This is a genomic window from Staphylococcus sp. CWZ226, assembly GCF_018986355.1.
Lineage (GTDB): Bacteria > Bacillota > Bacilli > Staphylococcales > Staphylococcaceae > Staphylococcus > Staphylococcus simulans.
The window spans coordinates 116,428-140,389 of record NZ_JAHMSB010000003.1; the positions used below are offsets into that span (position 1 = coordinate 116,428).

The window sequence follows — 23,962 nt, forward strand, 5'->3', positions numbered from 1 at the left end:
GATTGTTCAATACTTTTAAAATTTTAAATAACATTGTACAAAGTGATGTCTATATACCATGATTCTGGAACAATTATTGGATTATAAACATCTAGATACTTTCGGTTTTATAACATATGACAAAGCATTATTGAGGTTGGCTGAACTAAAAATACGCACGCCATAGTTTAGAAATTCACTATAGCGTGCGTATTAGATTAGTCATCTTTCTTTTTATAACGAATTGTCGGCTGATGCTCACCTTTTGTGAACGCTTCAGTTGCTTTTCGTCTGCGTTCAGCCCGTAACTTTCTGTTTTTCTTAGCTTCTCTTTTATTATAAGCAATATTCAAAGAAGCCCCTTTTTGGGTGTTGTCTTTCATATACATATACGAACCAACGTTATAAGCCGTACGTACAATCATTTGCCCAGCGACTGGTGACGTCATGTATAAGAATAAGATCGTTAATAGCGTTCTGACACTGAAGTAATCACGTGTAAACCAGAAATAAATAAATACACCAATTAATGAAAACAACACAGATAAGGTTGAACTTTTCGTTGCGGCGTGTGCACGCAAGAAGATATCATCAAACTTTAAAATACCGATGGCACTAATGAGAGCGACAATAGATCCCAACAAGATAAGGACAGCTGCGAATAAACTAACGATTTCGTTTATTATCAAAGATTCGTCCTCCTTCTACGAAGCGTGAGATACCAATGGTACTCAAGAATGCGAGGATAGCGATAATTAAGCTCGCATCTAAGAAAGTTAAGGTGTTTAAGACGATACTGAGTAAGCCTACAATAGAGATAATCATCGCACCAATACTATCAAATGCGACCACCCTGTTAGGTGTTGTCGGTCCTTTAATCACACGTATCAAAGCGATAATCACCGCAATACCGTAAATGACTAAAGCACTCCGTATCATCCAATCTATGACCATTTCAATCATTTGAGCACCTCCCATATCAAACGTTCATATTTCTTAATCTGCTTGGTTAAAACGGCTTTATCTTTTTCAGAAACATCGATCGCATGAATAAAGAAACGACTGCCATCAGGTGATACCCTGAGTACAAGTGAGCCTGGTGTCAACATGATTAACAAGGTCAATAAAGTAATCGCCCAGTCTCTTTTCAATGACGTTTCATAAATTAATAAACCTGGGTTCATGTCATGTGATTTAAATAAGATATAGTTGATGGTTGATAAACTCGATATCAACAGCTGCATATTATAAATCAAAATGAATTTAGAAATAATCCAGACTTTCTTTAAGTAGAAGACACGTTTAAAGAAGAATCGATGGATTAAATATACAATCGCAATACCAATCAGATATCCCGCAATAAATGTAGACAAGTAGAATTTATCTTCGTCTTGAAAGAGCGTCCATAGTACAGCAATTAAAATATTCAGGGTTAGTTGGGCTAACATTATTCCACCTCCACATTTGGGATAACTGATTTGATATAGTCACTAGGGTTTATATTAAATTCCGCCGCATGATGTGCGACATCTAAAATCCATTCGGCACAAAGCCCCATCAGGATAGTCGCAACTGTTAATAAAATCATCGCGATCAACTTATGCGGCAAGATTGGTTGTCGTTGGACTACAGGCATCTCTTCTCTACCGAAATACATATAGAAAAAGACTTTCAATAAACTATACATCGCAATCAAGCTGGTGATAATCATCAGTGCGACACCGACCACATACCCTTCAGCGAGTGCACCTTGTATAATCAGTAATTTCCCAGGAAATCCACTGAATGGCGGTACGCCGCCAATAGATAATGTGACAATAAATAAAATAATACCTAATGACGGATGCGTATGAATCAAACCGCCCATTTGTTTATAACTTCGGTAACCTGTTAAGACAACAAAGACGCCCATGACTAAGAATAATAAGGTCTTAATGATCATGTCATGACCGGCATAGAAAATCGCACCTGTCACACCTGCTTGATTCAAGGTACTGATACCCATGACTGAGAAGCCGATAGACAAGATAACTTGATAAGCAGCTATTTTTTTCACATCTTCATAACCCAGTACACCGATAGCACCAATAATCATCGTAATGATTGCCATATAATACATGAGTTGATGTGTAATATCAGGCTGTTGATCAAATAACAACACCATGACACGGATTAACGCATACACACCGACCTTTGTCATCAATCCCGCAAATAACGCAGCTAATTCAGTATTTAATGCGGCATAGGCTTTAGGCAGCCACATAAACATGACTAAAGCTGCTTTACCGCCGAACACGAAGATCATAATAATCGCAATCATTGTCATCATCGGCGGTTGGTCACTTTCACTTATCCGCATCGCTAAATGACCGAAGTTCAATGTGCCGAGTGTGCCATATAAATAAGCGACACCGATAAGGAAGAACCAAGAACTGACAACGTTCATTACGACATAAATGACACTCGCACGTAATTGTTCTAGTGTTTGACCAAGTGTTAATAAGACGAACGACGCAATCAACATAATTTCAAACATCACGTACAAGTTGAAAATATCAGCAGTTAAGAAACTGCCGTTGACACCTGTCAGCATAAATAGAATAAATGATGGTAAGAAATAGCGGTTCGCAAGATGTTCACGCTTACCAAAACCAAAATAAATAACACAAGTAACCACTAAGTTGGCAATTGTGACAAAGAAAATACTTAAAGTATCGCCGACAAATTGAATGCCGAATGGCGGCTGCCAATCACCAAAATTGATTACTAACGGTTGATGTTGATAGACATACGCTAATAAATAAGCTGAGACTGCTGTGTTGATGATTTGGATCGTAATCGCAATACGTCTCGTAACCATTAAACGTTCTTTAAAGAAGAACAAAATTAATCCTGTGACTAAAGGCAACAACAGTGGGATTAACATCATATTATTCATCGACATCATCATCCTCACCGCGTAACGCTTCAATTCGGTTTACCCGTGTCACTTTATAAGTACGATAGACTAAGACAAGTAAGAATGCGGAAACCGCAAATCCGATGACAATTGCGGTTAAAATCAACGCTTGTGGTAAGGGATCTACATAATTACTGCCTTCATCGTTAATAATCGGTACTTTTGTACCATCAAAGCCGCTCATCGCTAAAATGACTAGGTTTGCGACATGTGTATAAATGGCAGTACCTAAAACGATACGAATTAAGTTTTTCGATAAAATCATATACGTGCCTGCAAAAGTTAAAATACCAATAATTATAATAAGTATGACGTTCAACTTTTATCACCACTTATCGCAAGCATAATTGTCGTCACTGAACCGACGACTGTTAATAAAATACCGAATTCAAACAATGTCACACTTGAAAGATGCACTTTCTCTAAGTAAGGCAATGTGACGTAAACATCCTCATGTGACAATAAAGGGTGTCCAAAAAACATTGGCACGATTGCGGTAGCAATGGATAATAAAGAACCTGTAATCGTAACTGCTCTGAAATCCAGCGGCAGTGAACGAATGACCTTTTCAACATCAAAGGCTAGAAACATCAGGATAAACGCTGAACTGAAAACTAAACCGCCGATAAAGCCGCCACCTGGATTATCATGACCTGCTAAGAAAATATAAGAACCGAAGGTCAAAATAATGAAAACTGCTACTTTAGAAATCGTTTCTAATACAATGTCATTTTCGTGCATCTGAATCACCCTTTCTGATTTTGAATTTAATTAAGGAATAGATACCGAGACCCACTATCATAATGACAATGCCTTCTAACATGGTATCTAGTGCTCTGAAGTCTCCGAGAATTGCGTTGACAATATTTTTAGAACCTGCCAATTTATCACTATGTTCATAGAAACTTGAAATCTTATTAAACGCTTGTTCTTGTTGTGCAATAATCACAAACGTCACGACAAAGAGCGACATTAATAAAGCAATAGATAGCTTGACCGCTTCTTTCCCGACATGTACTTTATCTCGTCGTACGTTTGGTAAATGGTAAAAGACTAATAAGAATAAGATAGTCGTAATCGTTTCAATCACTAACTGTGTCATCGCCAAGTCTGGCGCTCTCATTAAGACAAAGACAATCGCAATCGTATAACCGATAACACCGTTAATAATAATCATCGCCATACGTTCACGTAAGAACACTAATGCAACAGATAAGAAAGCAATATTGGCAGTGACTAAAATTTCAAACCACGTAATCGGCTTCACTTTGAAACCTTCAACAGGTATCCAACCGACGCGAATAAAACCATAAGCCAACATACCGAAGAATAAGAAATAAATCACATGTAAGTATTGATTTAATCGGTTATTCATCATCAACTGCATCCCGCTTCTACTAAAACGCTCACTTCCGCTTAACATACCGCGATAGATACTGTTGATGGATAGAAACTCTGGTAACTTGTTGTAAACATTCATCCAACGTGAACGCCATAAGAGTAAAATACCCACGACATAAATCGTTAAGGTAATCCATAACTCAGGGCTTAAACCGTGCCATGCGGCAATGTGCGGAATAAATGGTGCCACTTTATCTGAATGTCCGATATCACGTAAGGCAGGACCGATTAAATATCGCCCTAAGACGTTCGGGATAATAAAGAATAATGGCATACCGAGTGTAATCACTGCCGGCGCAATATACAGTCCTACTGGCTCATGTTCAGGTACTTGCGGTAAGCCCTCTTTGTGTAACGGGCCAAAGAAAGTATCTTTGACTAAACGTAAGCTGTAAATGAACGTAAAGAGACTGGCAACCACACCAACAATCAACATCACAGAAACAAAGACTTGGTCATACATCGTAAGTTTTTTCGCGCTGACCAATGTCGCAAAGAACATTTCCTTTGATAAGAAACCATTAAATAACGGGAGACCTGCCATCGCCATTGCGCTGATGGTCATCATCACAGTTGTGACTGGCAAGAGTTTACGTAAACCGCCTAAACGCGATAAATCACGTGTGCCTGTTTCATGATCTACAATACCAACACCCATAAAGAGCACACTCTTAAAGAGCGCATGGTTGATTAAATGAAACAGTCCCGCAAATAAACTCGTAACATAAAAGGCTTGGAACCCTTGTGCTTGGTGACTATATGCTAAAAATCCAAAGCCGACCATCGACATAATCATGCCGAGTTGACTGATTGTGGAATAAGCAAGCAATCCTTTTAAATCACGTTGTCCAACTGCCACAAAGGAACCGACCATTAAAGTGATAATACCGATTGTGATAACAATATAAGCTACCCATGGCTCATAACCTAATATCGGTGTAAAACGAAATAGTAAGTATAATCCGGCTTTAACCATTGTCGCAGAGTGCAGGTAAGCACTGACAGGTGTCGGTGCTTCCATCGCATCTGGCAACCAGATATGAAATGGAAATTGTGCCGATTTCGTAAAGGCACCTAATAAAATAAAGACAACCGCAAGTGGGAACCAAGGAGATTCATACATCGTTTGGCGAACGGGAATTTGCACTAATTCAGAAATAGTATTTGTACCGGTAATGTTAAATAAAATAACAAACCCAACCATCATAAACATGCCGCCAAAGACAGTGATTAAGAATGATTTCATTGCGCCTGCCTGACTTGTTGGTCGGTTATACCAATAAGCAATTAATAAGAAAGACGCAATACTCGTTAACTCCCAAAATACGTACAGCAGTATGGTATTATTTGCTAGCACAACGCCTAACATCGCAAACATGAACATTAATAAATACACGTAGAACCTTGGCAAATCATCATGTGCTTTTGATAGGTATGCATTCGCATATAATACAACACCTGTACCAATTAAAGTGATTAACAAGGCAAAGATTAAAGACAAGCCATCTAATCTGAACGCAAAATTTACATCGATTGACGGCATCCACGGCAATGAAACCATAACCAGTTGATTGGCGGCGATGCGTGGAATCATGGTTATAAAATAAATTGCGCTGATAACGGGCGCACTTAACGCTATCCATCCAGCTTGTCTGCTTAAAGTTGTTCTGTACCGACCCGTGTTATGCGTAATTTCTTGTTGTGCTTGTTCTGATGCTGACGCTGGTCGTGCAGAACGATTCGGCAGGTTTGTCATGAGTACGAACAACATCACAACAATAATAAAGACAAACAGCCAAATAAGGCTCATAAGAAGTGAGACTCCTTTCTATAGTTGAGTTAAAGTCATATCTAAAAAATAAAAATTAAAGATCTAATTGAATCGTAATCGTGCGGTTTTGTTGCGGAACATCTATAAATTTGAGGGTCTCAGATAAAGTCTGATGACCGAGGTATTTTTGTATCACTGTAAGCGGTGTACCCGATTGGTACGCATGATAAGCAAAAGTTTTACGTAAAGATTGAAGACCGACTTGAGAGAGTCCATTTTGAACAGCAGCATCATGAATAATACGATACGCTTGTTGGCGAGAGAGCGGACGCTTTGTTTTCATAGAACGAAATAGATAATCGTCATGACCAATTCCTTTATCTTTCATAAATTCATCCAATTCCTCACATAACGATTGAGGCAACGGCACATTAATTTCAGATATCCCAGGTTGTCGCCAAACATTAATCACAGCCTGACAATGCTCATCTTGTGTTAAAACATCTAGTCCTTTTAAATGAATTAACGTACTAATTCTTAAACCTGTATGTATCGCTAAACGAAACAACAAATAATCACGCTGGTTATGTTCACGTAACGTTTCATACATCGCTTCAATGTCCGATTTATCTTTAATCGGCAACACACATTCCATGAAAAGCCCACTCCTTTCTAATTAACAAAATATTGCCACATTAAATTAATGATACTTAATCATTATAATTCATATTTAAGTAACATTAAAGTAACGAAGTCTCATTTTTTCAAAAAATTTAAAATCGTTTATTTGTTAAAAAGCATAAAAAAGAAGCGAGCCAAAGCTCACTTCTTACTATTAGTCTAATCGAATAGGTTTTTGATTTTCATTATTCCCAATTACGATTTTATTTGCGACTGCTTGTATTTGTGCTGATGATATGTTCATTTTCTTTAAATCAGAAATATTATATTCAGTAATACTGCCATCAGCTAATTTTTCAGGATAATTTTCATAGGCTGCTTGTGAACGCCAAACCGCAACTTTATCGCGAGACACACCAATATAAACTGCATATGGACCCGATTGCGGATCAAATGTATAAAACTTCATGCCTTCAGGTGCTTGAATCACAGTAGGTTCAAATCTCCCTTGTAATAAGCGCACTTCATTTACTTTGAAGTGGTGTATTTGATCTTGAACTATAGCCGAATATTTACCTTCTAACACTTCTTGCCCTGTGATATATTTTTGATCAAAATTCGGGTTCAATATCATCAATGCTACATTGTGTTTAATCTCTTGTTCTGTTAAAGGTCCTTTTTGTGTTTGCGGTTCTTCTTTTTGATTCTCTGTACTTTCTTTTGAAGTATTGGTTTGATTATTATTTTTTGTTTCTGATGTTACTTTGTCTTGTTTAGCGTTTGTTTCTTTTGTCTCTGTTTTCTGTTCTGATGACTTAGAAGTTTGTTTATCTTCTTGTGATTGTGTTCCACATGCGGCTAATAAAAGTAGACTCAAGATCATTGTGAGTATCATTCTAAGTTGTTTCATCTTTTACGCCTCAATTCTCAGGGACAAACTGTAATGTGTGCGGTGTTGCTTGATAGATATGTCGTGTTAGCGCATTGATTTCATTTGAATCGAGTTTCAACTGTTCAAGTTCTTTCACTTTAAAGACTTGTGTCTCTTCTTCTTGAATGAATTGATTATAATCTAATTTTACTTTTTGAGATACTGCATCTTCAGAACTGATTGTTGATTTACCAATAACGATTTCATTATCAGATACACCGATTACTGTTTTCTTGTCAGGATCTTTTGTATGTGTTACAAAATAATACTGCATGCCTTCAGGACCATTTTCAACTTGCGGTACTTCTAGAGATTGGAAAAGTACATAGTTTGGAATGCGCACTTGTTGACCGTCATCTGTTTTATAAGTTTTTTGTTTTAAATCTTTAGCATTAACGTAAGTTTTGTTTAATTTAGGGTCTAACAACATCATCGCGATATGTTTTCTATCCATATCTGCTTCAGGACCAGGTGCAAGAGCCTCAGGCCCTTTGACTTTACCGCCATCTCTTTCTAAATTTGGTTCTTCATTTTTCTTTGATGAATCTGAGGATTGAGCATCTTTTTCAGTGGCTTGTGTTGTTTTATCAGTTTCTTGTTGTGTTTGTTTAGTTTGTGCATTCTTATTTGTATCAGTGTCAGCATGTGCTTTGTCTTTTTTCTCCGCTTCATGCACTTCTATTTTTATATCTTGTTTAGTGTGGTACGTCGTATGTGTTTGTTTTTTCTCTTTAGGTGATTGGTCTTGTGATTGAGTGTCGGTTGTTTCTTCTTGTTTTTGGTCTGCTTGTTTTTCATTGTTGTCTTTATGGCCACAACTTGCTAAAAGTAGAGTTGAACAAAGCAGTCCAAGCAATAAATGATGTCGTTTCATGATGTATACCTCCCGATACTTTATTCTTTATATATATTATACATTAGAAGCTACTTTTCCACTATGTAATCCTTATCAAATTCGTCTTTTTAATAAGTTTTGTTTCTTGTCATTGCGGGAACTTATTAATTATGTAATTATAAATGAATTCAAAATTAATTTTGTTCATAACTTTGTAGAGAGAAAGGAGGCAATTTATGAGTGAGATTAAAGTAGGAATCATTGCTGCTCCAGGGTTTCCTATGGATTTATCAGAGACACTAGCTGAACAAATGCCTACTTCACTAAATAGTAAATTGAAAGAAGATATCAAATGGACTTTCGAATGTGTTTCTGACCCATTAATTGGTTCTGCTGAAGACGTCAACAAAAGTTTAGACGCAGCTCAATCTCTTAAAACCCATCATAAATGGGACTATGCGATTGTTGTGACAGACTTACCCATTGTCGAACAACGTAAAGTAATAGTAGGTAATTTAGATGAACCTATGGCTACTGGATTAATCTCAATTCCGGCTTTAGGTTTATTTGGTGTGAAACGTAAATTGAAACAATGTCTGCTTTATTTTGCGGAAATTATATATTTACATCAATCGAATGAGGATTATCAAACGAAAAAATTAAATCTTTCATTATTTACACGTGTAAAGCCCATTAGAAATATATTCGATGATAAACAAGAGAATGATATGGAAACGAAAGATGATCAAGAAGCCGGAGATGATACTTCACACTCCAAAACAACAACCAAGTTTATTTTAAACCCACTTATTATAAGTTGGATTTTATTATTAGCTGGAATGACCAGAGCCAATCAACCGCTTAAAGAAATTCCAAACTTCAAAAAGATTATTTCTATTTCCTTTGCGACAGCTACATACTTAACCATTTTCTCTACCCCATGGCAATTAAGTATTGAATATACTAACTTAAGATTTATCTTTATGACGACACTAGCCATTGGCGGAATGACCCTTTGGATTATGTATGCACACTCGTTATGGGAACATGAAACTTCGTTAACAACTAAAACTTATCGAACAGTTTACAATGTAACAACTGTCTTAACTCTATTGATTATTATTGTATTCAGCTATCTCATCTTATTCTTACTGCTTATAATCAGTGTCGCTTTATTCGTGCCGAATGATTTATATAACATGCAGACGATTAATGAAGGCCAGCGTACACTCGGACAGTTCTTGTACCTTGTATGGTTTGTGACATCACTTGGTTTCTTAGCAGGTGCTTTAGGCGCATCTGTCGAAAACGAAAAGAAAATTCGTGCTATGACTTACTCTTATCGTCAACGTGCACGCTATGAAGAAGCAAAAGAATGGGAAGCTTCCAATTACTATTCATCAGAATCACACCAAAAAGATAATGATGATAACGATCAAAACAATTAAAGAAAGGAGGCTGTAAATTTATGGAACAACTTGTCGTAGGCATTATCGCTTCACCTGGTATTGCGAATAAACTTTCGCATAAATTAGTAGACACATTACCCGGTTTATTAAATGACTACATTTCATCTCAATACGAATGGAAAATTGAAGTCATTGTTGATGCGTTAACAGGATCTGCAGAAGATGCAGACCAAGCCTATCAAAAAACTGAAGACTACTTAGATCGTTATAACTGGAACTATATTATCAGTTTAACTGACTTACCATTACTTCATGATAATGAGTCAGTCATCGCTGTTGATATCAACGAAGAAAACGGGGCTAGTATTATTTCAATTCCCGCTTATGGTTGGCGTCCTGTTACCAAACGTCTAGAAAGAACAGTGCTGACGATTATTCATGAAATCAATCTATTTTTCAGTGACAACCCAAATCAAAACAATGAAGATGAAAATCATCAAGCAACCTATCGAGAAATATTCCCTTTCTCTAAACTAAGAAAAATCCGTACTTACACTGATGATACACATACGATGCATATTCGTTATATTGTCGCATCTAAAACATCTGGTTACTTCCGTTTACTCAGTGGAATGACCTTTGCGAATAACCCATTAAGATTAATGCAAAGTATGAATAGTGTAATCGCAATCGCATTTACAACCGGCGCATCCGGTTTAATCTTCTCCACCATGTGGTCTTTAAGTAATACCTTTACCACATGGAGATTAACAGTCATGTCCCTCTTTGCGATTTTCGGTATGATTTTATGGATTATCTTAGCGCATAACTTATGGGAAAGTGAACGCTTCAGTATTAATAAACGTATTACGCGGTTGTATAATTTAACAACTCTGACCACACTGACAACGTCAGTCATTATTTATTATGTAACACTCTTTACAATATATTTGATTGCGGCTTCTGTATTATTACCAGCGCCTTTCTTAGGAAAGACTTTAGAACTCGGACATCCTGCCACATTTACTCTTTATGTGTCTATCGCATGGTTCGCAGCTTCTCTTTCAACAATTGCGGGTGCCATTGGTGCAGGTATGCGTAACGAAGAACTGGTACGAGAAAGTACGTATGGTTCTAGACAACAAATGAGAAAAGCCTTAATCAAAGAACGTTCTGATAATAACTAACTATTGAAATCAAGATGCAATGACATCTTGGTTTCTTTTTTTATTTACTACTCTTTTTATAGCGCGGTAGCCTCACGGTTGTCTGAGTTCAGACATCCCAACCTCTTAAAACCGCTTAATATCAGCACTTCTATACATAATACTTTAACCTCCAATTAAGTATCAAAGAAATAAGCAGTTTGTCTTGTAAGCGAATTATTTTTTGTAATTTTCTCACGCATGACAAAAAATTCACAAATTATTACCAAAAGACAAATTATAATGATTTGATATTTATGATACGCTATATTTAAGAATTCCTAAAAATTTTGTTAAAACTTGTTAAATAGTATCACTCGAAAACTTTACAATTTTAGCGAGGGAGCCGAGTTAAATGGAAATCAAACAGTATGTATTGCGTATCAAAAGCAAAATCCTATTACAGCCGACTGACTTGGTATTTCACAAAGGTGAAATCAATCATATTATTGGCAGAAATGAAGTTGGCAAGTCTCAATTAGCTAAAGATTTCGTACTCAATTACAGCGGTCATATGCGCCCAGAGATTACAGAAAACACAACTTTGATTAGTAATGCATCATGTATTCCAAGAGATATCACTAAAGATTTTCTCATTCAATTACTCAAGAGTTATTTTATTTGTACCGTCAAAATCGATTACTTGGGTGACTTGTTAGGGATTGAAACTATTCCTGATCACATCCCTATTCGAAAATTAAACAAAGGACAACAAGAAAAGCTGAAGCTATTAAGTTTTCTATCAGAAGACAAACCTATCATCATTTTAGATGAGATCACAAAAGACTTAGATGAAAAAACAGTTCACGACTTCTATACTTTCTTTAATAACTATATTTCGGATAATCCTGAAAAAGTAATTATCAATATTACACATAGCGCAAAAGATTTAACATACCTACCTGGTAAGTACTTTTTATTTAAAGACCTGACGATTGAAGAATATGATTCTAAAGAAGCAGTTGTCGATGAATACATTTGTTTCTAAAAACTTGAGGTGTACAAAATGAGGTTAGAGTTAAGAAAAACAGCGTTTAACAAAATAACACTGATTCTTGGTTCGCTTTTTTTATTACTATTCGTTTTAGGTTATGGCTTTACCACCTTTATGAATGATGGTCAAAGCTTGTCATATGGTGAATATTTCTTCAACACATATACGATTGCGGTAGAAACTGGATTCATACTCTTTTCATTCATCATCGCTTATTACTTCAATAAAGAGTATGCAGATCAAAACATCTTATTTTATAAGTTATTAGGAAATACAGACTTCACCTTCTTTTACAAAAAGATGTTTGTCATTTTCTTAGAATGCTTTGTATTTGTATGTATTGGCATCACTGTCATTTCTTTGATGTTTGGTAATTTCTCGCATTATTTCTTTTTAATCATCATGTTTTCTTTATTAATCTTGCAGTATATCTTAATCATTGGAACAATCAGTATTTTAATTTCCAAAATTTTAATCAGTGTTATTGTCAGTCTAATCTATTGGGTTATTTCTATTGTCTTAGTAATGCTTAATCCAACCATCTTCGGCATCCTTGCGCCTTTTGAAGCAAGCAATGTCATGTACCCTAACGTCGATGCTACATTGAATGGAGATACCTTAGCACTGACTTCTTACGATATTACATTACTGATTGTTTATTTCTTTTTACTCTTTGCGATCAACTTCGTCGTACTTTTCTTTGCGCGAAAACGTTGGTTGCAATTAGGGCTATAACTTGAAAACATAAACAAGAGGCAGAGTTAAATCCGCCTCTTTTTTCTACATACTCCCTAATAGAAAGGTGTGTACATTAAATATGAATGACTCAATGTTCTGGAAACCTTTCATGATACCTGTGTATTTAATGGTTGCCTTTTTAGGTTTTCTATTATTTAAATTTTATATCCAAGCAAACATGGCTTCTATTATTTTAATTGTCGGTCCATTAATTTATGTGGCAATTGCTTCTATCATTTATAACACTAATCGTAAAAGACAAAATAAATAGCGTTGTATATTTTTAAATAACTGTTGTGCTATCATTCTGCAAAATTGATTCACAACAGTTATTTATATATTTAACTATTTTCGTTTTCTACTTCTGTCAGCATAAAGCGCAGCAATTTATCAACTTGAGGATCTTTGATGAAATAATACGCCATTTTCCCTTCTTTGCGGAAATCTATAACTTCTTTTTTATAGAGTATGCGTAAATGATGAGAAGTAGAGGCAATACTCATTTGAAGCAATTTCGCAATGTCGCAAACACACAGTTTCTCTTCTTCAAGCAACGCAAATAAAATCGTTAATTTCTTTTTATCACCTATTGCGTTTAAAGTATTCATTGCCTTAATAGTGTGTGTTTCACTTAAAAAGTCAGAAGCATTTTTCACTTTATCTTCATGCACATACATGATGTCACATTGTTCATTAGACACCTATCTCCCATCCTTTCTATGAAACAAAGCTTAACAATGTTTGTATGGTTTTGTTTTCAATCAAAATGTATAAACCTAAGCCAATATAGATAATTGCCATAATCCATCGATTATATTTCTCCACAGTTTCACCAATACCTGGGACTTTTGCTAATTTTTGTGCAGAGAATACCAATAAGAAAATCATGATTACAAATACAATTAATGTCACAATAACTTGCGCTAAAGTCAAACTGACAAAGTACGGTACAAATAAACCGATATTATCTGCTCCACAGCTTGCTAGGGTAACAAGCGCAACAATGCCAACTAATTTGGACAGTCCTTTTTTATCCAACTCTCTCTTGGCACGTGCTTCCCCTTCACAATCATCAAATAATGCAACTTTGATTCCTAAATATAGAGGGATGATACCTAATAAACCTAACATCCATTTCTCAGGTACATAGTGTAAGACAAACGCAAAAAACAAACTGATGACAATTAAGGCACCTGAACCTAAAAACTGTCCAATATAAATATCACGATACTCACGTTTGGTTTGTGCACGTGCGAAATAAATCAACAAAATCACTAATAAATCTAAAGCAGTCGCTGTATAAAGTATAACTGCAGTCAAAGCGGTCTGTATCACTTTGTCACCTCATTCAAAAATAAATTTGAATATATTATAACACTCTAAAAGTTAAAATCACAGGTCATAATAAAAAGACCTTCATATAACGAAGGTCTTGAACTCTATCATTATGAACGCAGTATCTTTTTAACAGCTTTCGCAAATTGTTTAGGTTGTTGTGCATAACCGTAATGTCCACCTGTAACTTGAAACAGATTTGCATTTAAGCTATGCGCAAAATATTTAGCCGCTTCATATCCTAGCGATTCTTTCGATTGTTCACCTTGCAAGAACTTGATTGAAACATCTTCGGCCTTCAAAGTTTCTATATCAATTTGATAATTCAAATATTGCCGGAGTTCATATTGAAGCCAAATGTTTGTTGATTCACCACTGCGTATTTGTGAAGTGCTCGGTGAACAAACCGCACAAGGAGCAATCGTATTCTCTACTAACACCTGCATATCTGAGTGCGAAGGATTAATCAAACGTTCATACTGACGCATTGCAGCCGGCACTCCTTCAATCATTGCAGTACGTGCGATTTGTTCAGTTTGCGGCACATAATCTTCTCTGTTTGGAAGTACAGAAGTATTTAAAGGCTCATGAACAAGTAATGTCTTAACCAATTCTGGATACATACACGCAAATTCTAATGCAGGCACAGCACCTGTGTCTGTCGCAAAAAGATAAACAGGATGATTACTAAGCGTTTGTATTAATGTTTTAATATCTTCGACATCCATGGTTAAACAATACGTATCTTTGGTGTTTGCGATAGAACTTGGTAAAGCCGTTAACAATTCACTTGCTCCATAACCTCGTCTATCAGGTAAGACAACAGTAAAATGATCTTCTAGCTTATGTGCTAAATCCAAATAACTATCATTGATTCCGCTAGCGCCAGTAATACATAACAAAATCGGTCCATGTCCCATCATGTCATAACGAATGATTGCATTATTTGTTTCTAAAGCATACATTTCTCTCATTCCTTTAACTCCATCATTACTATCATCATACCTCAATCTTCATCAACATATAAATCAACTGCATCTCTTGTCTGACTTAAATGTGCGATATGATTTGTATAGTCTTTCGCAAGATATGTGTAGAATAAAGTGTCTACAGTGATGAGCTGTGCGATTAACGAACTTGTTGCGGCTAATCGCAAACTACGATCTGAGCTTGCGTCATGGAACAAACACTCATCCGCTTCATTGGCGAGTTCTGAATCTTTTCGACTGGTCATACCGATAACCGGAACATGATAATGGCGCGCGACTTGCGCTAACTTTAATGTTTCTCGGTTTTGGCCTGAATTTGAGATACCTATCATTAAAGTACCTTCATTGTTACTTCCAGCTAGCGTTGTAGCGATAATGTGTGCATCCGAACTATGAACAACATTCATGCCAGCTCTTGTAAATTTTTGAAAGATATCTTCTGCCACAATATGACTTGCGCCTACTCCAAACACAACTAACTTCTTACATTGTCTTAATTTTTCAGCAATCGTTTCTAACGTTTGATCATCTAATAAAGTTTCTGTTGTTTTCAGAGTATACGCTGCTCGATTGAACAGTTTACTTTTAATTTCATTAGCAGGTTCATCTTGCTCCATTTCTTGATACACACTAGCCTGATGATTAGGTAAATAACTCGAAATGGCTAACTTCAAATCCACTAGCCCTTTGAATCCTAATTTATGCACACAACGGATAACAGTAGCTGAACTTGTTTGCGTTTCTTTACCTAACGCTTGTGCACTCATTTCTAATACCGCTTCCGGTGCTTCAATCAAATATCGTGCCACTTGTTGTTCGTTTTTAGTCAGTTGTTCCATCTGTTCTTCAATATAAATTAATAGTTGTTCATTTCCCATATGTTTTACAGCTCTTCTTCAACATCTTGAGGTGCAGTCATTTCTTTTGTTGTTCCGAAGAAGTATGTTGCGATAAATCCTCCCGCATATGCAGCTAATATTCCTGCAATGTAGCCTAAATACATATTGTCATAAATTAAAGGAATCAATGATAAACCACTCGGTCCAATCGCAACAGCACCAATGTGTCCGATACCACCGATAACAGCACCGCCGATACCTCCACCAATACATGCTGTAATGAATGGACGGCCTAATGGTAAAGTCACACCATAAATTAAAGGTTCTCCAATACCTAATATTCCTGCAGGTAACGCACCTTTTAATAAACGAATAATCTTTTTGTTCTTACGGCATCTTACCCAAAGCGCTAATGCCGCACCGACTTGGCCTGCACCTGCCATCGCAAGAATCGGTAATAAGAAAGTTGCATGATCTTGGTTGATCATTTCTATATGAATCGGTGTTAAAACTTGATGTAAACCAAACATAACTAATGGCAAGAATGTCGCACCAAGGATAAAGCCGCTAAATGCGCCGCCGATATCTAGCACCCAGTTAATAATACCTAATAGACCTTCTGAAATTACACCCGCTATCGGCATAATTAAGAATATCGTCGCAAGTCCCATAATTAATAAGGTAATCGTAGGTGTCACAATAATATCCACCGCATTCGGAATAATTTTATGCAGACGTTTTTCAACAATTGATAGTAACCAAACCGCAAAGATGACACCGATGACCCCACCTTGTCCAGGCGCTAATGCTTCACCGTTAAAGATATTATGCAATGGTTGTTCAGGTGTCATGCCTGTCAACATGGTAGTACCACCAATCACACCGCCGAGTCCTGGAGTTGCGCCAAATTCTCTAGCCGCATTAATCCCTACATAGATGACTAAGTATGCTAGCAAACCACTTTTGATAATATCAAAGACTAAAGTCAACTGCTTCCACATCGCACCTTCAATATAACCAGCAGACAATAGGTTCGTCAGCACTGCCGCTATACCACCGATTAATCCTGCACCAACAAATGCCGGAATTAAAGGTACAAAAATATTTGCGATTACTCTCAGTACTTTTTTCCATTTAGACTTTTTCTGTTTTTCCTTCATCTGACTTTTAAAGAGTTGTGCTTCTGATTCTACATGTTCTTTATCTGTTTGATGCGAAGGTTCATGATGAACGATTTTTTCACCTAAAGGTGTGCCAATCATTTCGCTCATTTCATGTGCGACCTTATTGACAGTACCTGGACCTACAATAACTTGTAGTGTTTCGTCTTCTACTACTCCCATGACACCGTCTATTGCTTTGAGTCCTTCTAGATTCACTTTAGAGTAATCAATAATATCCATACGTACACGTGTCATACAATGAATCACACGTTCTAAATTTGCTTTGCCGCCAACATTATTTAATATTTCCTGGGCAATCTTTTTTTCTTTTGACATTGTTGTTCAGCTCCTCATGTTTTTCTGATAAAACCATTCGCTTTTTCTAAACGTTCAACAGCTTCTTCATACGTAATATCATGTAATCCCATAACAATTGCCGCTTTCACATGACCGTTACTGTCATGAAATAACTTTTTACTCTCAGATTCTGAAGTATTAACCACTTCTGAAATGATATTTAACGCACGTCTTCTCAATTTTTCATTTGTCGGTTGAACATCTACCATTAAGTTTTCATAAACTTTACCGATACCGACCATTGCGCCAGTTGATATCATATTCAACACTAACTTTTGTGCTGTTCCAGACTTCAAGCGTGTAGAACCTGTCAGAATTTCAGGACCCACCTCTATTTCAATCGCAATATCCGCAACTGCACCAATCGCTGTATTTTTATTACAAGCAATCGCTGCTGTGTTCGCACCTATCGTATTCGCGTACTCTAGCCCGCCAATGACATAAGGCGTTCTGCCACTCGCTGCTAATCCGATCACTGTATCAGTTTCATTAAGTTTAAGGTGCTTTAAATCTTGTTCGCCAAGTGTTTTACTATCTTCAGCACCTTCTACAGCTTCAGTCATTGCTTTAGCACCACCTGCGATTAAACCAATCACATCATCTCGAGTTACACCGAAAGTCGGTACACACTCAGCAGCATCTAACACACCTAGCCTGCCGCTCGTACCTGCACCCATATAAATCAATCTGCCACCTTGCTTAAATCCTTCAATAACAGTATCAATCACACGTGCAATAGACGTATTTTCTTTCGCAATCGCTTGTGCTACGGTTTGATCTTCTTGGTTCATCAAAGCAACAAAATCTTCAGTACTTAATTCATCTAGATGCATCGTTTTCTCATTACGTTGCTCAGTTGTCATTTTATTAATGTCCATGACTTTCCTCCTCAACTGAAACGAATTCAAATGCGGTATTCGACCCAATCATATTTATACAATCTAAATCACGGGCATCGACATAACCTAATACATTGACCGCTTCATCCTTAGGTAAATCACACCTTACAATTTGAAGTTCATTCATATAACGACCATATAATGCATTGTCTATCGTCACAGCACCTTTTCGACGTTCTACTACATTATGCGGCGATACTTCTTCAGTAAATGTTTTTCTTGCCTCAATGGCTCTCACAACATCACGTGCGACATCTGGTCGATTATGATAAGTCCCTAAATATTTACTGTCTGAGCTTAAATTTGTTCGTAAAACAACACGGTTTAATCTGAAATACGTATCGAATTGATGAATCATAAAATCGTCAATTTGACTGTCTCCCACACAAGCAATATCACACAAATCCTCTTCCAGCTCGACTGCTGCGGCTAATGGATGATACTGACGATGGTCTTCTAGTGTTGGTAAACCGCGATAGATAGGTCCTCTTAATTGAGTACCAGGGACAAACGCCATGATTTGAATTTCAGGAAATGCTCCTTTTAATCGCTCGTTTATATGTTGAAAGAAAGTACGTTCCAAGCCTGTATCAGGTCTAGGATAATAATTATGTGCAACTAAGATATTCTCTTGAGAAATTGCGCGATCACTCAACTCACGTAGAATTTGAAATGCATCTGTGCTCGCATTCAACATCACTGAATATTTTGCTTCTACATACTCTGCCAAACTATTTATATCGACCGCTTCATCCAAACGAACAATATCAATGCCCACATCACGAATCGATTCTGGTTCACTCAAAGACAAACCCAGTTGATGCAGTGTTTGTCCATTCACATCAGCAATAATTTGTGCACGGTTCCCATTTATTACGGCTAACTGTTTTAACCGCGTCAAATACGTATCTTGGTCATCTTCTGGAATTTGAAGTGATGTAAATATATATCGAAATCCATGATTCAACATTTTGTCGATATATGTTTCGTCAAATGCTTCTCCTAAATAGACAGAAAACCCTAAGTCCAATCCAACCACCTCTTTTAAAAGTTTTATTTTCATTTAAATCAACTGCTTTTTAGTATGTAAGACTGAGAATCAAATCAAGCAATCAATTATGTGTAATCGCTTACATTATCACACAGTTGTAATACTATTACAATATCAATCTCGAATATATGTATTTTTGTAACTAGAGTTCAAAAATAATTTTCTTTTCAAACCTCCACTACACCTTATAGACGTGCTACAATAGGCAGTAATATCACATTAATGCTAGAAAAGAGGCCGACTATGATTAAAGAAACACTTCAACTTTTTAATGAAGGCACACCGATTTTAAACATCTTACAAGATGGAAGACGCCAAGAACTATTAGTACTGTTATGTAAAAAAGGACCTTTAACTGTAAATCAATTAACTGAACTAGTAACCATCTCACGCCCTGCAGTTTCACATCATTTAAAGTTGATGTTAGATGCAGGAATACTTTCTGTTGAACAAAAAGGACTTGAACGTTACTATCGCTCTGACCTAGGTCCGACACTGGATTGGTTAAAGGCTTTAACTGCTTCTCTTGAAGATGATTTACAAAAATAACATTTTTTGAGCATATCTATGTTTAAGTTCGTAAACATAGTGGTATACTTTTACCAGAGAAAGAGACATTCTATATATGAAGGAGCTTGATTATGACTCAAAAAATTATTTTAGAACAAGCAGCACTTGACTTTGCGAAAGCCAATGACCCACATCCACGTATATATGAGTTACCTCCAGAAGAAGGTCGAAAATTATTAGAAGATGTACAATCATCAGATATTAAAAAATATGATGTAGATATTGAAGATACAACATTTGAAACAAAATCTTATGGCGAAGTTCCTGTTCGATTCATTCGTCCAAAAGGAAACCAAGAAAAATTACCAGTGATTTATTATATTCATGGTGCAGGTTGGGTATTCGGAAGCCCGCATACACATGATAAACTTGTCAGAGAACTTGCGGTACGTACAAATTCAGTCGTTGTATTCCCTGATTATGATTTATCACCTGAAGCGAAATATCCGACAGCAATTGAACAAAACTACGATGTCTTACAACAATTAAAAGATGTCGCAGAGGATAAAAACTTAGACTTAAACCGTTTAACAGTTGCGGGTGATTCAGTCGGCGGTAATATGTCAGCTGTAATGACTTTAATGACAAAACAACGTAATGGCTTACCAATCCATCAACAATTACTTTATTACCCTGTAACAAACGCTTCGTTTGACACAGATTCTTATAATGAATTTGCGGAAGGTTACTATTTAACTAAAGAAGGTATGCAGTGGTTCTGGGATCAATATACAACAGATGAAAATGAACGCGCAGAAATTACTGCTTCACCATTACGTGCATCATTAGAAGAATTAAAAGACTTACCAAAAGCGATGATTATTAACGCAGAAGCAGATGTCTTACGCGATGAAGGCGAAGCTTATGCGCACAAATTAAGAGAAGCTGGTAATGATGTGACACATGCACGTATGCAAGGTACAATCCATGACTTTGTGATGGTTAACGATTTAGACAAAACAAATGCGACACGTGCAGCAATGGATTTATCTACAGACTGGATTAACAAACAAAACGAACAATAAAGTATTCACTTTAAGACCGATGTCAAAAGCATCGGTCTTTTTCTATGTATCAAAAAACACGCCCCTTACATCAAGGACGTGTTTTGAATGGATGATTGAATTTTAGTCATTTGGAAAAGTCATAGCGACTTATTTTTGATAATCATAAGCAGTGATGATAATATCTTTTAGTTCACTGATTAATGGTTCTTTAGGGTTAGCAGTTGTACATTGGTCTTCGTATGCAAGTTCAGCCATACGGTCTACTGTTTTATCTAATACTTCTTGTGTTAAACCTTGTGCTTTAAGATTCATTTCGATACCTACGCTTTGACCTAATTCATAAACAGCATCTGCCAAAGCTTCCACTAAATCTTCTGTTGTTTTACCTTTTAAGCCTAAGAATTTCGCAATATCTGCATAATCTTGATCCGCTCTGAAGTAATCATATTTAGGGAACATCGCATGTTTTTGCGGATCTTTCGCATTATATCTGATGACATGCGGTAATAAAATCGCATTCGTACGACCATGCGGAATGTTGTATTCTCCACCGATTTTATGTGCGATTGAGTGACTGATTCCTAAGAATGCATTAGCAAACGCCATACCTGCAAGTGTTGAAGCATTATGCATACGTTCTCTTGCATCTGGATCTCCATCATTCGCTGAAGCTTTTAAATCATCGAAAACAATTTTAATCGCTTGTAAGCTCAAGCCACGTGTATAATCACTCGCCATTACGGATACATAAGATTCAATTGCGTGTGTTAACACATCCATACCTGTATCAGCAGTGACCCCTCTCGGCACACTTAATACAAATTGTGAATCTACGATAGCTACATCTGGCGTCAAGGCATAATCTGCTAATGGATATTTGACATGCGTATCACTATCTGTGATAACCGCAAATGGTGTAACTTCTGAACCTGTACCTGAAGTGGTTGGAATACAAACCATTTTCGCACGTTGTGCTGGCATAATTTTATAAGCACGTTTACGAATGTCTAAGAATTTTTGTTTCGCACCAAAGAATGATAAATCTGGGTGTTCGAAGAATGCCCACATACCTTTCGCCGCATCCATAACAGATCCGCCGCCGATTGCGATAATTGTATCCGGTTGGAATTCAACCATTAACTCTAAACCTTTATAGACAGTGTTAGTTGATGGGTTGGGTTCAACATCGCTAAAGATACGCACATCAGGTGCATCATTACGTCGTGCTAGTACTTCTTGTACACGTTTCGCATAACCAAGATTTACCATGCCTTCGTCTGTCACGATTACAACACGTTCAACTTCTTTCATTTGCGTTAAATACATAAGTGAGTTTTTCTCAAAGAAAATTTTAGGTGGAAGTTTGAACCATTGCATATTATTTCTCCTTTTAGCGATTGTTTTTATATTGATTAAATCGACAGCTGAAACGTTATGAGAAACTGAGTTATGTCCATAAGAGCCGCAACCTAACGTCAATGATGGAATCATTTCATTATAGATATTACCGATACCACCTTCAGCTGATGGAGAGTTGACTAACACACGACAAGCATTCATGCGAATACCGAATTCTCTTTGTAAAGCTTCATCTTCTGTATGCACGACTGCAGTATGACCTAAGCCGCCTAAATTAAGCATACCTTCACATAATTCTAAGCCATGTTCACGGTTTTCTGCTTTCACCATTGCGAGTACTGGAGATAATTTTTCACGGGATAACGGATAATCTGGTCCTACACCTTCAAGTTCCGCAATTAACATTTTCGTACCTTCAGGCACTTTGATTCCGACTGATGCCGCAATTTCAGTGGCTGGTTTACCTACGATATCTGCATTGACTGCACAACGGTCTTCACGCATCACGATACTTTCTAATTTAGATAATTCTTTTTTCTTCACTACATAACATTGATGTGCTTCAAATTCTTTTTTCACTTCATCATAGATTTCTTTATCTACAATGACACCTTGTTCAGAAGCACAAATCATGCCGTTATCAAAAGTCTTAGATACAATGACATCATTGACTGCACGTTTGATTTTCGCAGACTTTTCGATATATGCCGGTACGTTACCTGGTCCTACACCTAATGCTGGCTTACCTGTTGAATACGCAGATTTCACCATACCTGCACCACCTGTCGCAAGTACTAATGCCACTTTGTCATGGTTCATTAATAATTTAGTTGCTTCTAATGATGGATGTTCAATCCATTGAATAATATGTTCTGGTGCTCCTGCTTTGAGTGCTGCTTCATAAATGACTTTCGCCGCAAGTGCAGAAGATTGTTGTGCACTTGGATGGAAAGCGAAGATAATCGGGTTACCTGTTTTAATTGCGATAATTGCTTTGAAAATTGTTGTAGAAGTCGGGTTCGTTGTCGGTGTTACACCACATACTACACCGACAGGTGAAGCTACATACGTCAAACCACGTTGTTCATCTTCATCAATGACACCAATCGTTTTATTGTATTTGATAGATTGCCAGATATATTCTGATGCATATAGATTCTTGATAGCTTTATCTTCATAAATACCACGGCCTGTTTCTTCATAGGCAGCTTTCGCAAGTTCCATATGTTTGTCTACAGCTGCCATTGCCATCGCATGAACAATGTGATCAATTTGTGTTTGATCAAGCTTTGCTAATTCACGTAATGCATGTTGTCCATTTTCTGCAAGTGCATCAATCATTTGTTGCGTGGGATTAATTTCAGGTTGTACTTCTGTTGGTTGTTTCTCATTTTGAGTAGATGTAGTCATTTCTATTTCCTCCTCGACATGAATGCTTCTGAATTACTTTGTGAATTATTTCACAAACAGAATATCCTATTTTTTACTTGGAGTAAATGAAAAACACATATTTTTATTTTATTTCGTTACGATTGTGTGAACATCATAAT

The 23,962-nt window shown here is 36.7% G+C and carries 25 protein-coding genes; 7 read left to right on the forward strand and 18 right to left on the reverse strand.

Features of this window, described 5'->3' with window-relative positions; genetic code table 11:
• Positions 1-197 precede the first annotated feature (197 nt).
• From KRR19_RS03780 to KRR19_RS03825, 10 genes are all read right to left on the reverse strand, one after another.
• On the reverse strand, positions 198-668 hold the full coding sequence (locus KRR19_RS03780) for a Na+/H+ antiporter subunit G (protein WP_002479960.1): 471 nt from the start codon (positions 666-668) through the stop codon (positions 198-200).
• Positions 646-942, reverse strand: coding sequence for a Na(+)/H(+) antiporter subunit F1 (locus tag KRR19_RS03785; protein ID WP_023015570.1), 297 nt, complete (start codon positions 940-942; stop codon positions 646-648). Before KRR19_RS03785 ends, KRR19_RS03780 begins: the two co-directional genes overlap by 23 nt.
• Positions 939-1,427, reverse strand: a complete 489-nt coding sequence (locus KRR19_RS03790; RefSeq protein ID WP_216733449.1) for a Na+/H+ antiporter subunit E — start codon at positions 1,425-1,427, stop codon at positions 939-941. Before KRR19_RS03790 ends, KRR19_RS03785 begins: the two co-directional genes overlap by 4 nt.
• Positions 1,427-2,929: a Na+/H+ antiporter subunit D gene (locus KRR19_RS03795; RefSeq protein ID WP_483316482.1), complete on the reverse strand. Its 1,503-nt coding sequence runs from the start codon at positions 2,927-2,929 to the stop codon at positions 1,427-1,429. Before KRR19_RS03795 ends, KRR19_RS03790 begins: the two co-directional genes overlap by 1 nt.
• Complete coding sequence (locus tag KRR19_RS03800) at positions 2,910-3,257, reverse strand: Na(+)/H(+) antiporter subunit C (protein WP_023015572.1); 348 nt, start codon at positions 3,255-3,257, stop codon at positions 2,910-2,912. Before KRR19_RS03800 ends, KRR19_RS03795 begins: the two co-directional genes overlap by 20 nt.
• The gene (locus KRR19_RS03805; RefSeq protein WP_002479965.1) at positions 3,254-3,679 is read right to left on the reverse strand and encodes a monovalent cation/H+ antiporter subunit B; all 426 of its coding nucleotides are present in this window, start codon (positions 3,677-3,679) and stop codon (positions 3,254-3,256) included. The genes KRR19_RS03800 and KRR19_RS03805 overlap by 4 nt, the downstream gene beginning before the upstream one ends.
• On the reverse strand, positions 3,666-6,149 hold the full coding sequence (locus tag KRR19_RS03810) for a DUF4040 family protein (RefSeq protein WP_216733450.1): 2,484 nt from the start codon (positions 6,147-6,149) through the stop codon (positions 3,666-3,668). Before KRR19_RS03810 ends, KRR19_RS03805 begins: the two co-directional genes overlap by 14 nt.
• Before the next feature lie 55 nt (positions 6,150-6,204).
• Positions 6,205-6,765, reverse strand: a complete 561-nt coding sequence (locus KRR19_RS03815) for a tyrosine-type recombinase/integrase (RefSeq protein WP_002479967.1) — start codon at positions 6,763-6,765, stop codon at positions 6,205-6,207.
• Positions 6,766-6,945: 180 nt separating this feature from the next.
• On the reverse strand, positions 6,946-7,641 hold the full coding sequence (locus KRR19_RS03820; protein WP_002479968.1) for a hypothetical protein: 696 nt from the start codon (positions 7,639-7,641) through the stop codon (positions 6,946-6,948).
• A gap of 10 nt (positions 7,642-7,651) precedes the next feature.
• Entirely contained in the window at positions 7,652-8,536 is an 885-nt protein-coding gene (locus KRR19_RS03825; protein WP_002479969.1) for a hypothetical protein, read from the reverse strand.
• 197 nt (positions 8,537-8,733) lie between these two features.
• Here KRR19_RS03825 and KRR19_RS03830 point away from each other — a divergent pair, with 197 nt between their 5' ends.
• The 5 genes from KRR19_RS03830 to KRR19_RS03850 all read left to right on the forward strand — a co-directional run bounded on the left by KRR19_RS03830 (position 8,734) and on the right by KRR19_RS03850 (position 13,114).
• Entirely contained in the window at positions 8,734-9,945 is a 1,212-nt protein-coding gene (locus KRR19_RS03830; protein WP_070684186.1) for a hypothetical protein, read from the forward strand.
• 20 nt (positions 9,946-9,965) lie between these two features.
• Positions 9,966-11,093 carry a hypothetical protein gene (locus tag KRR19_RS03835; protein WP_002479971.1) on the forward strand — a complete coding sequence of 376 codons (1,128 nt, stop codon included), beginning with the start codon at positions 9,966-9,968 and terminating at the stop codon, positions 11,091-11,093.
• A 373-nt stretch (positions 11,094-11,466) separates the two neighbouring features.
• A complete protein-coding gene (locus tag KRR19_RS03840; RefSeq protein ID WP_002479972.1) occupies positions 11,467-12,099 on the forward strand; it encodes an ATP-binding cassette domain-containing protein in 633 nt (210 codons plus the stop codon).
• Positions 12,100-12,117: 18 nt separating this feature from the next.
• Positions 12,118-12,840, forward strand: a complete 723-nt coding sequence (locus tag KRR19_RS03845) for a hypothetical protein (protein ID WP_002479973.1) — start codon at positions 12,118-12,120, stop codon at positions 12,838-12,840.
• Between the two features lie 94 nt (positions 12,841-12,934).
• Positions 12,935-13,114: a hypothetical protein gene (locus tag KRR19_RS03850; protein ID WP_241966236.1), complete on the forward strand. Its 180-nt coding sequence runs from the start codon at positions 12,935-12,937 to the stop codon at positions 13,112-13,114.
• A 70-nt stretch (positions 13,115-13,184) separates the two neighbouring features.
• On the opposite strand, the gene KRR19_RS03855 is transcribed toward KRR19_RS03850, so the two are convergent.
• The 7 genes from KRR19_RS03855 to KRR19_RS03885 form a co-directional block, all read right to left on the reverse strand.
• Positions 13,185-13,520 carry an ArsR/SmtB family transcription factor gene (locus KRR19_RS03855; protein WP_242543498.1) on the reverse strand — a complete coding sequence of 112 codons (336 nt, stop codon included), beginning with the start codon at positions 13,518-13,520 and terminating at the stop codon, positions 13,185-13,187.
• A 40-nt stretch (positions 13,521-13,560) separates the two neighbouring features.
• The gene (locus KRR19_RS03860; protein ID WP_002479976.1) at positions 13,561-14,178 is read right to left on the reverse strand and encodes a CadD family cadmium resistance transporter; all 618 of its coding nucleotides are present in this window, start codon (positions 14,176-14,178) and stop codon (positions 13,561-13,563) included.
• Positions 14,179-14,288: 110 nt separating this feature from the next.
• Entirely contained in the window at positions 14,289-15,152 is an 864-nt protein-coding gene (locus KRR19_RS03865) for an alpha/beta fold hydrolase (protein WP_002479977.1), read from the reverse strand.
• A 32-nt stretch (positions 15,153-15,184) separates the two neighbouring features.
• Complete coding sequence (locus KRR19_RS03870) at positions 15,185-16,045, reverse strand: MurR/RpiR family transcriptional regulator (protein WP_002479978.1); 861 nt, start codon at positions 16,043-16,045, stop codon at positions 15,185-15,187.
• Between the two features lie 5 nt (positions 16,046-16,050).
• Positions 16,051-17,505 carry a PTS transporter subunit EIIC gene (locus KRR19_RS03875; protein WP_002479979.1) on the reverse strand — a complete coding sequence of 485 codons (1,455 nt, stop codon included), beginning with the start codon at positions 17,503-17,505 and terminating at the stop codon, positions 16,051-16,053.
• Between the two features lie 14 nt (positions 17,506-17,519).
• On the reverse strand, positions 17,520-18,404 hold the full coding sequence (murQ, locus tag KRR19_RS03880) for an N-acetylmuramic acid 6-phosphate etherase (RefSeq protein WP_002479980.1): 885 nt from the start codon (positions 18,402-18,404) through the stop codon (positions 17,520-17,522).
• Complete coding sequence (locus KRR19_RS03885; protein WP_070684182.1) at positions 18,394-19,488, reverse strand: MupG family TIM beta-alpha barrel fold protein; 1,095 nt, start codon at positions 19,486-19,488, stop codon at positions 18,394-18,396. The genes murQ and KRR19_RS03885 overlap by 11 nt, the downstream gene beginning before the upstream one ends.
• A gap of 231 nt (positions 19,489-19,719) precedes the next feature.
• On the opposite strand from KRR19_RS03885, the gene KRR19_RS03890 reads away from it, so the two are divergent.
• Positions 19,720-20,025 carry an ArsR/SmtB family transcription factor gene (locus tag KRR19_RS03890; RefSeq protein ID WP_002479982.1) on the forward strand — a complete coding sequence of 102 codons (306 nt, stop codon included), beginning with the start codon at positions 19,720-19,722 and terminating at the stop codon, positions 20,023-20,025.
• 92 nt (positions 20,026-20,117) lie between these two features.
• Positions 20,118-21,071, forward strand: coding sequence for an alpha/beta hydrolase (locus tag KRR19_RS03895; RefSeq protein ID WP_002479983.1), 954 nt, complete (start codon positions 20,118-20,120; stop codon positions 21,069-21,071).
• A gap of 129 nt (positions 21,072-21,200) precedes the next feature.
• Here KRR19_RS03895 and adhE read toward each other — a convergent pair whose 3' ends face one another.
• Positions 21,201-23,822 (reverse strand): bifunctional acetaldehyde-CoA/alcohol dehydrogenase, encoded by a 2,622-nt coding sequence (gene adhE, locus KRR19_RS03900; protein WP_082732263.1) that lies wholly within the window; start codon positions 23,820-23,822, stop codon positions 21,201-21,203.
• Positions 23,823-23,962 lie beyond the last annotated feature (140 nt).

Bases quoted from the DNA above. Each gene is read 5' to 3' on its own strand.
- KRR19_RS03870 (WP_002479978.1), bottom strand. From the start codon at position 16,045: ATGGGAAATGAACAACTATTAATTTATATTGAAGAACAGATGGAACAA.
- KRR19_RS03795 (WP_483316482.1), bottom strand. From the start codon at position 2,929: ATGATGATGTCGATGAATAATATGATGTTAATCCCACTGTTGTTGCCT.
- KRR19_RS03895 (WP_002479983.1), top strand. From the start codon at position 20,118: ATGACTCAAAAAATTATTTTAGAACAAGCAGCACTTGACTTTGCGAAA.
- KRR19_RS03875 (WP_002479979.1), bottom strand. From the start codon at position 17,505: ATGTCAAAAGAAAAAAAGATTGCCCAGGAAATATTAAATAATGTTGGC.
- KRR19_RS03825 (WP_002479969.1), bottom strand. From the start codon at position 8,536: ATGAAACGACATCATTTATTGCTTGGACTGCTTTGTTCAACTCTACTT.
- KRR19_RS03885 (WP_070684182.1), bottom strand. From the start codon at position 19,488: ATGAAAATAAAACTTTTAAAAGAGGTGGTTGGATTGGACTTAGGGTTT.
- KRR19_RS03790 (WP_216733449.1), bottom strand. From the start codon at position 1,427: ATGTTAGCCCAACTAACCCTGAATATTTTAATTGCTGTACTATGGACG.
- murQ (WP_002479980.1), bottom strand. From the start codon at position 18,404: ATGGACATTAATAAAATGACAACTGAGCAACGTAATGAGAAAACGATG.
- KRR19_RS03855 (WP_242543498.1), bottom strand. From the start codon at position 13,520: ATGTATGTGCATGAAGATAAAGTGAAAAATGCTTCTGACTTTTTAAGT.
- KRR19_RS03835 (WP_002479971.1), top strand. From the start codon at position 9,966: ATGGAACAACTTGTCGTAGGCATTATCGCTTCACCTGGTATTGCGAAT.
- KRR19_RS03815 (WP_002479967.1), bottom strand. From the start codon at position 6,765: ATGGAATGTGTGTTGCCGATTAAAGATAAATCGGACATTGAAGCGATG.
- KRR19_RS03810 (WP_216733450.1), bottom strand. From the start codon at position 6,149: ATGAGCCTTATTTGGCTGTTTGTCTTTATTATTGTTGTGATGTTGTTC.
- KRR19_RS03840 (WP_002479972.1), top strand. From the start codon at position 11,467: ATGGAAATCAAACAGTATGTATTGCGTATCAAAAGCAAAATCCTATTA.
- adhE (WP_082732263.1), bottom strand. From the start codon at position 23,822: ATGACTACATCTACTCAAAATGAGAAACAACCAACAGAAGTACAACCT.
- KRR19_RS03820 (WP_002479968.1), bottom strand. From the start codon at position 7,641: ATGAAACAACTTAGAATGATACTCACAATGATCTTGAGTCTACTTTTA.
- KRR19_RS03865 (WP_002479977.1), bottom strand. From the start codon at position 15,152: ATGAGAGAAATGTATGCTTTAGAAACAAATAATGCAATCATTCGTTAT.
- KRR19_RS03830 (WP_070684186.1), top strand. From the start codon at position 8,734: ATGAGTGAGATTAAAGTAGGAATCATTGCTGCTCCAGGGTTTCCTATG.
- KRR19_RS03845 (WP_002479973.1), top strand. From the start codon at position 12,118: ATGAGGTTAGAGTTAAGAAAAACAGCGTTTAACAAAATAACACTGATT.
- KRR19_RS03890 (WP_002479982.1), top strand. From the start codon at position 19,720: ATGATTAAAGAAACACTTCAACTTTTTAATGAAGGCACACCGATTTTA.
- KRR19_RS03805 (WP_002479965.1), bottom strand. From the start codon at position 3,679: ATGCACGAAAATGACATTGTATTAGAAACGATTTCTAAAGTAGCAGTT.
- KRR19_RS03785 (WP_023015570.1), bottom strand. From the start codon at position 942: ATGATTGAAATGGTCATAGATTGGATGATACGGAGTGCTTTAGTCATT.
- KRR19_RS03850 (WP_241966236.1), top strand. From the start codon at position 12,935: ATGTTCTGGAAACCTTTCATGATACCTGTGTATTTAATGGTTGCCTTT.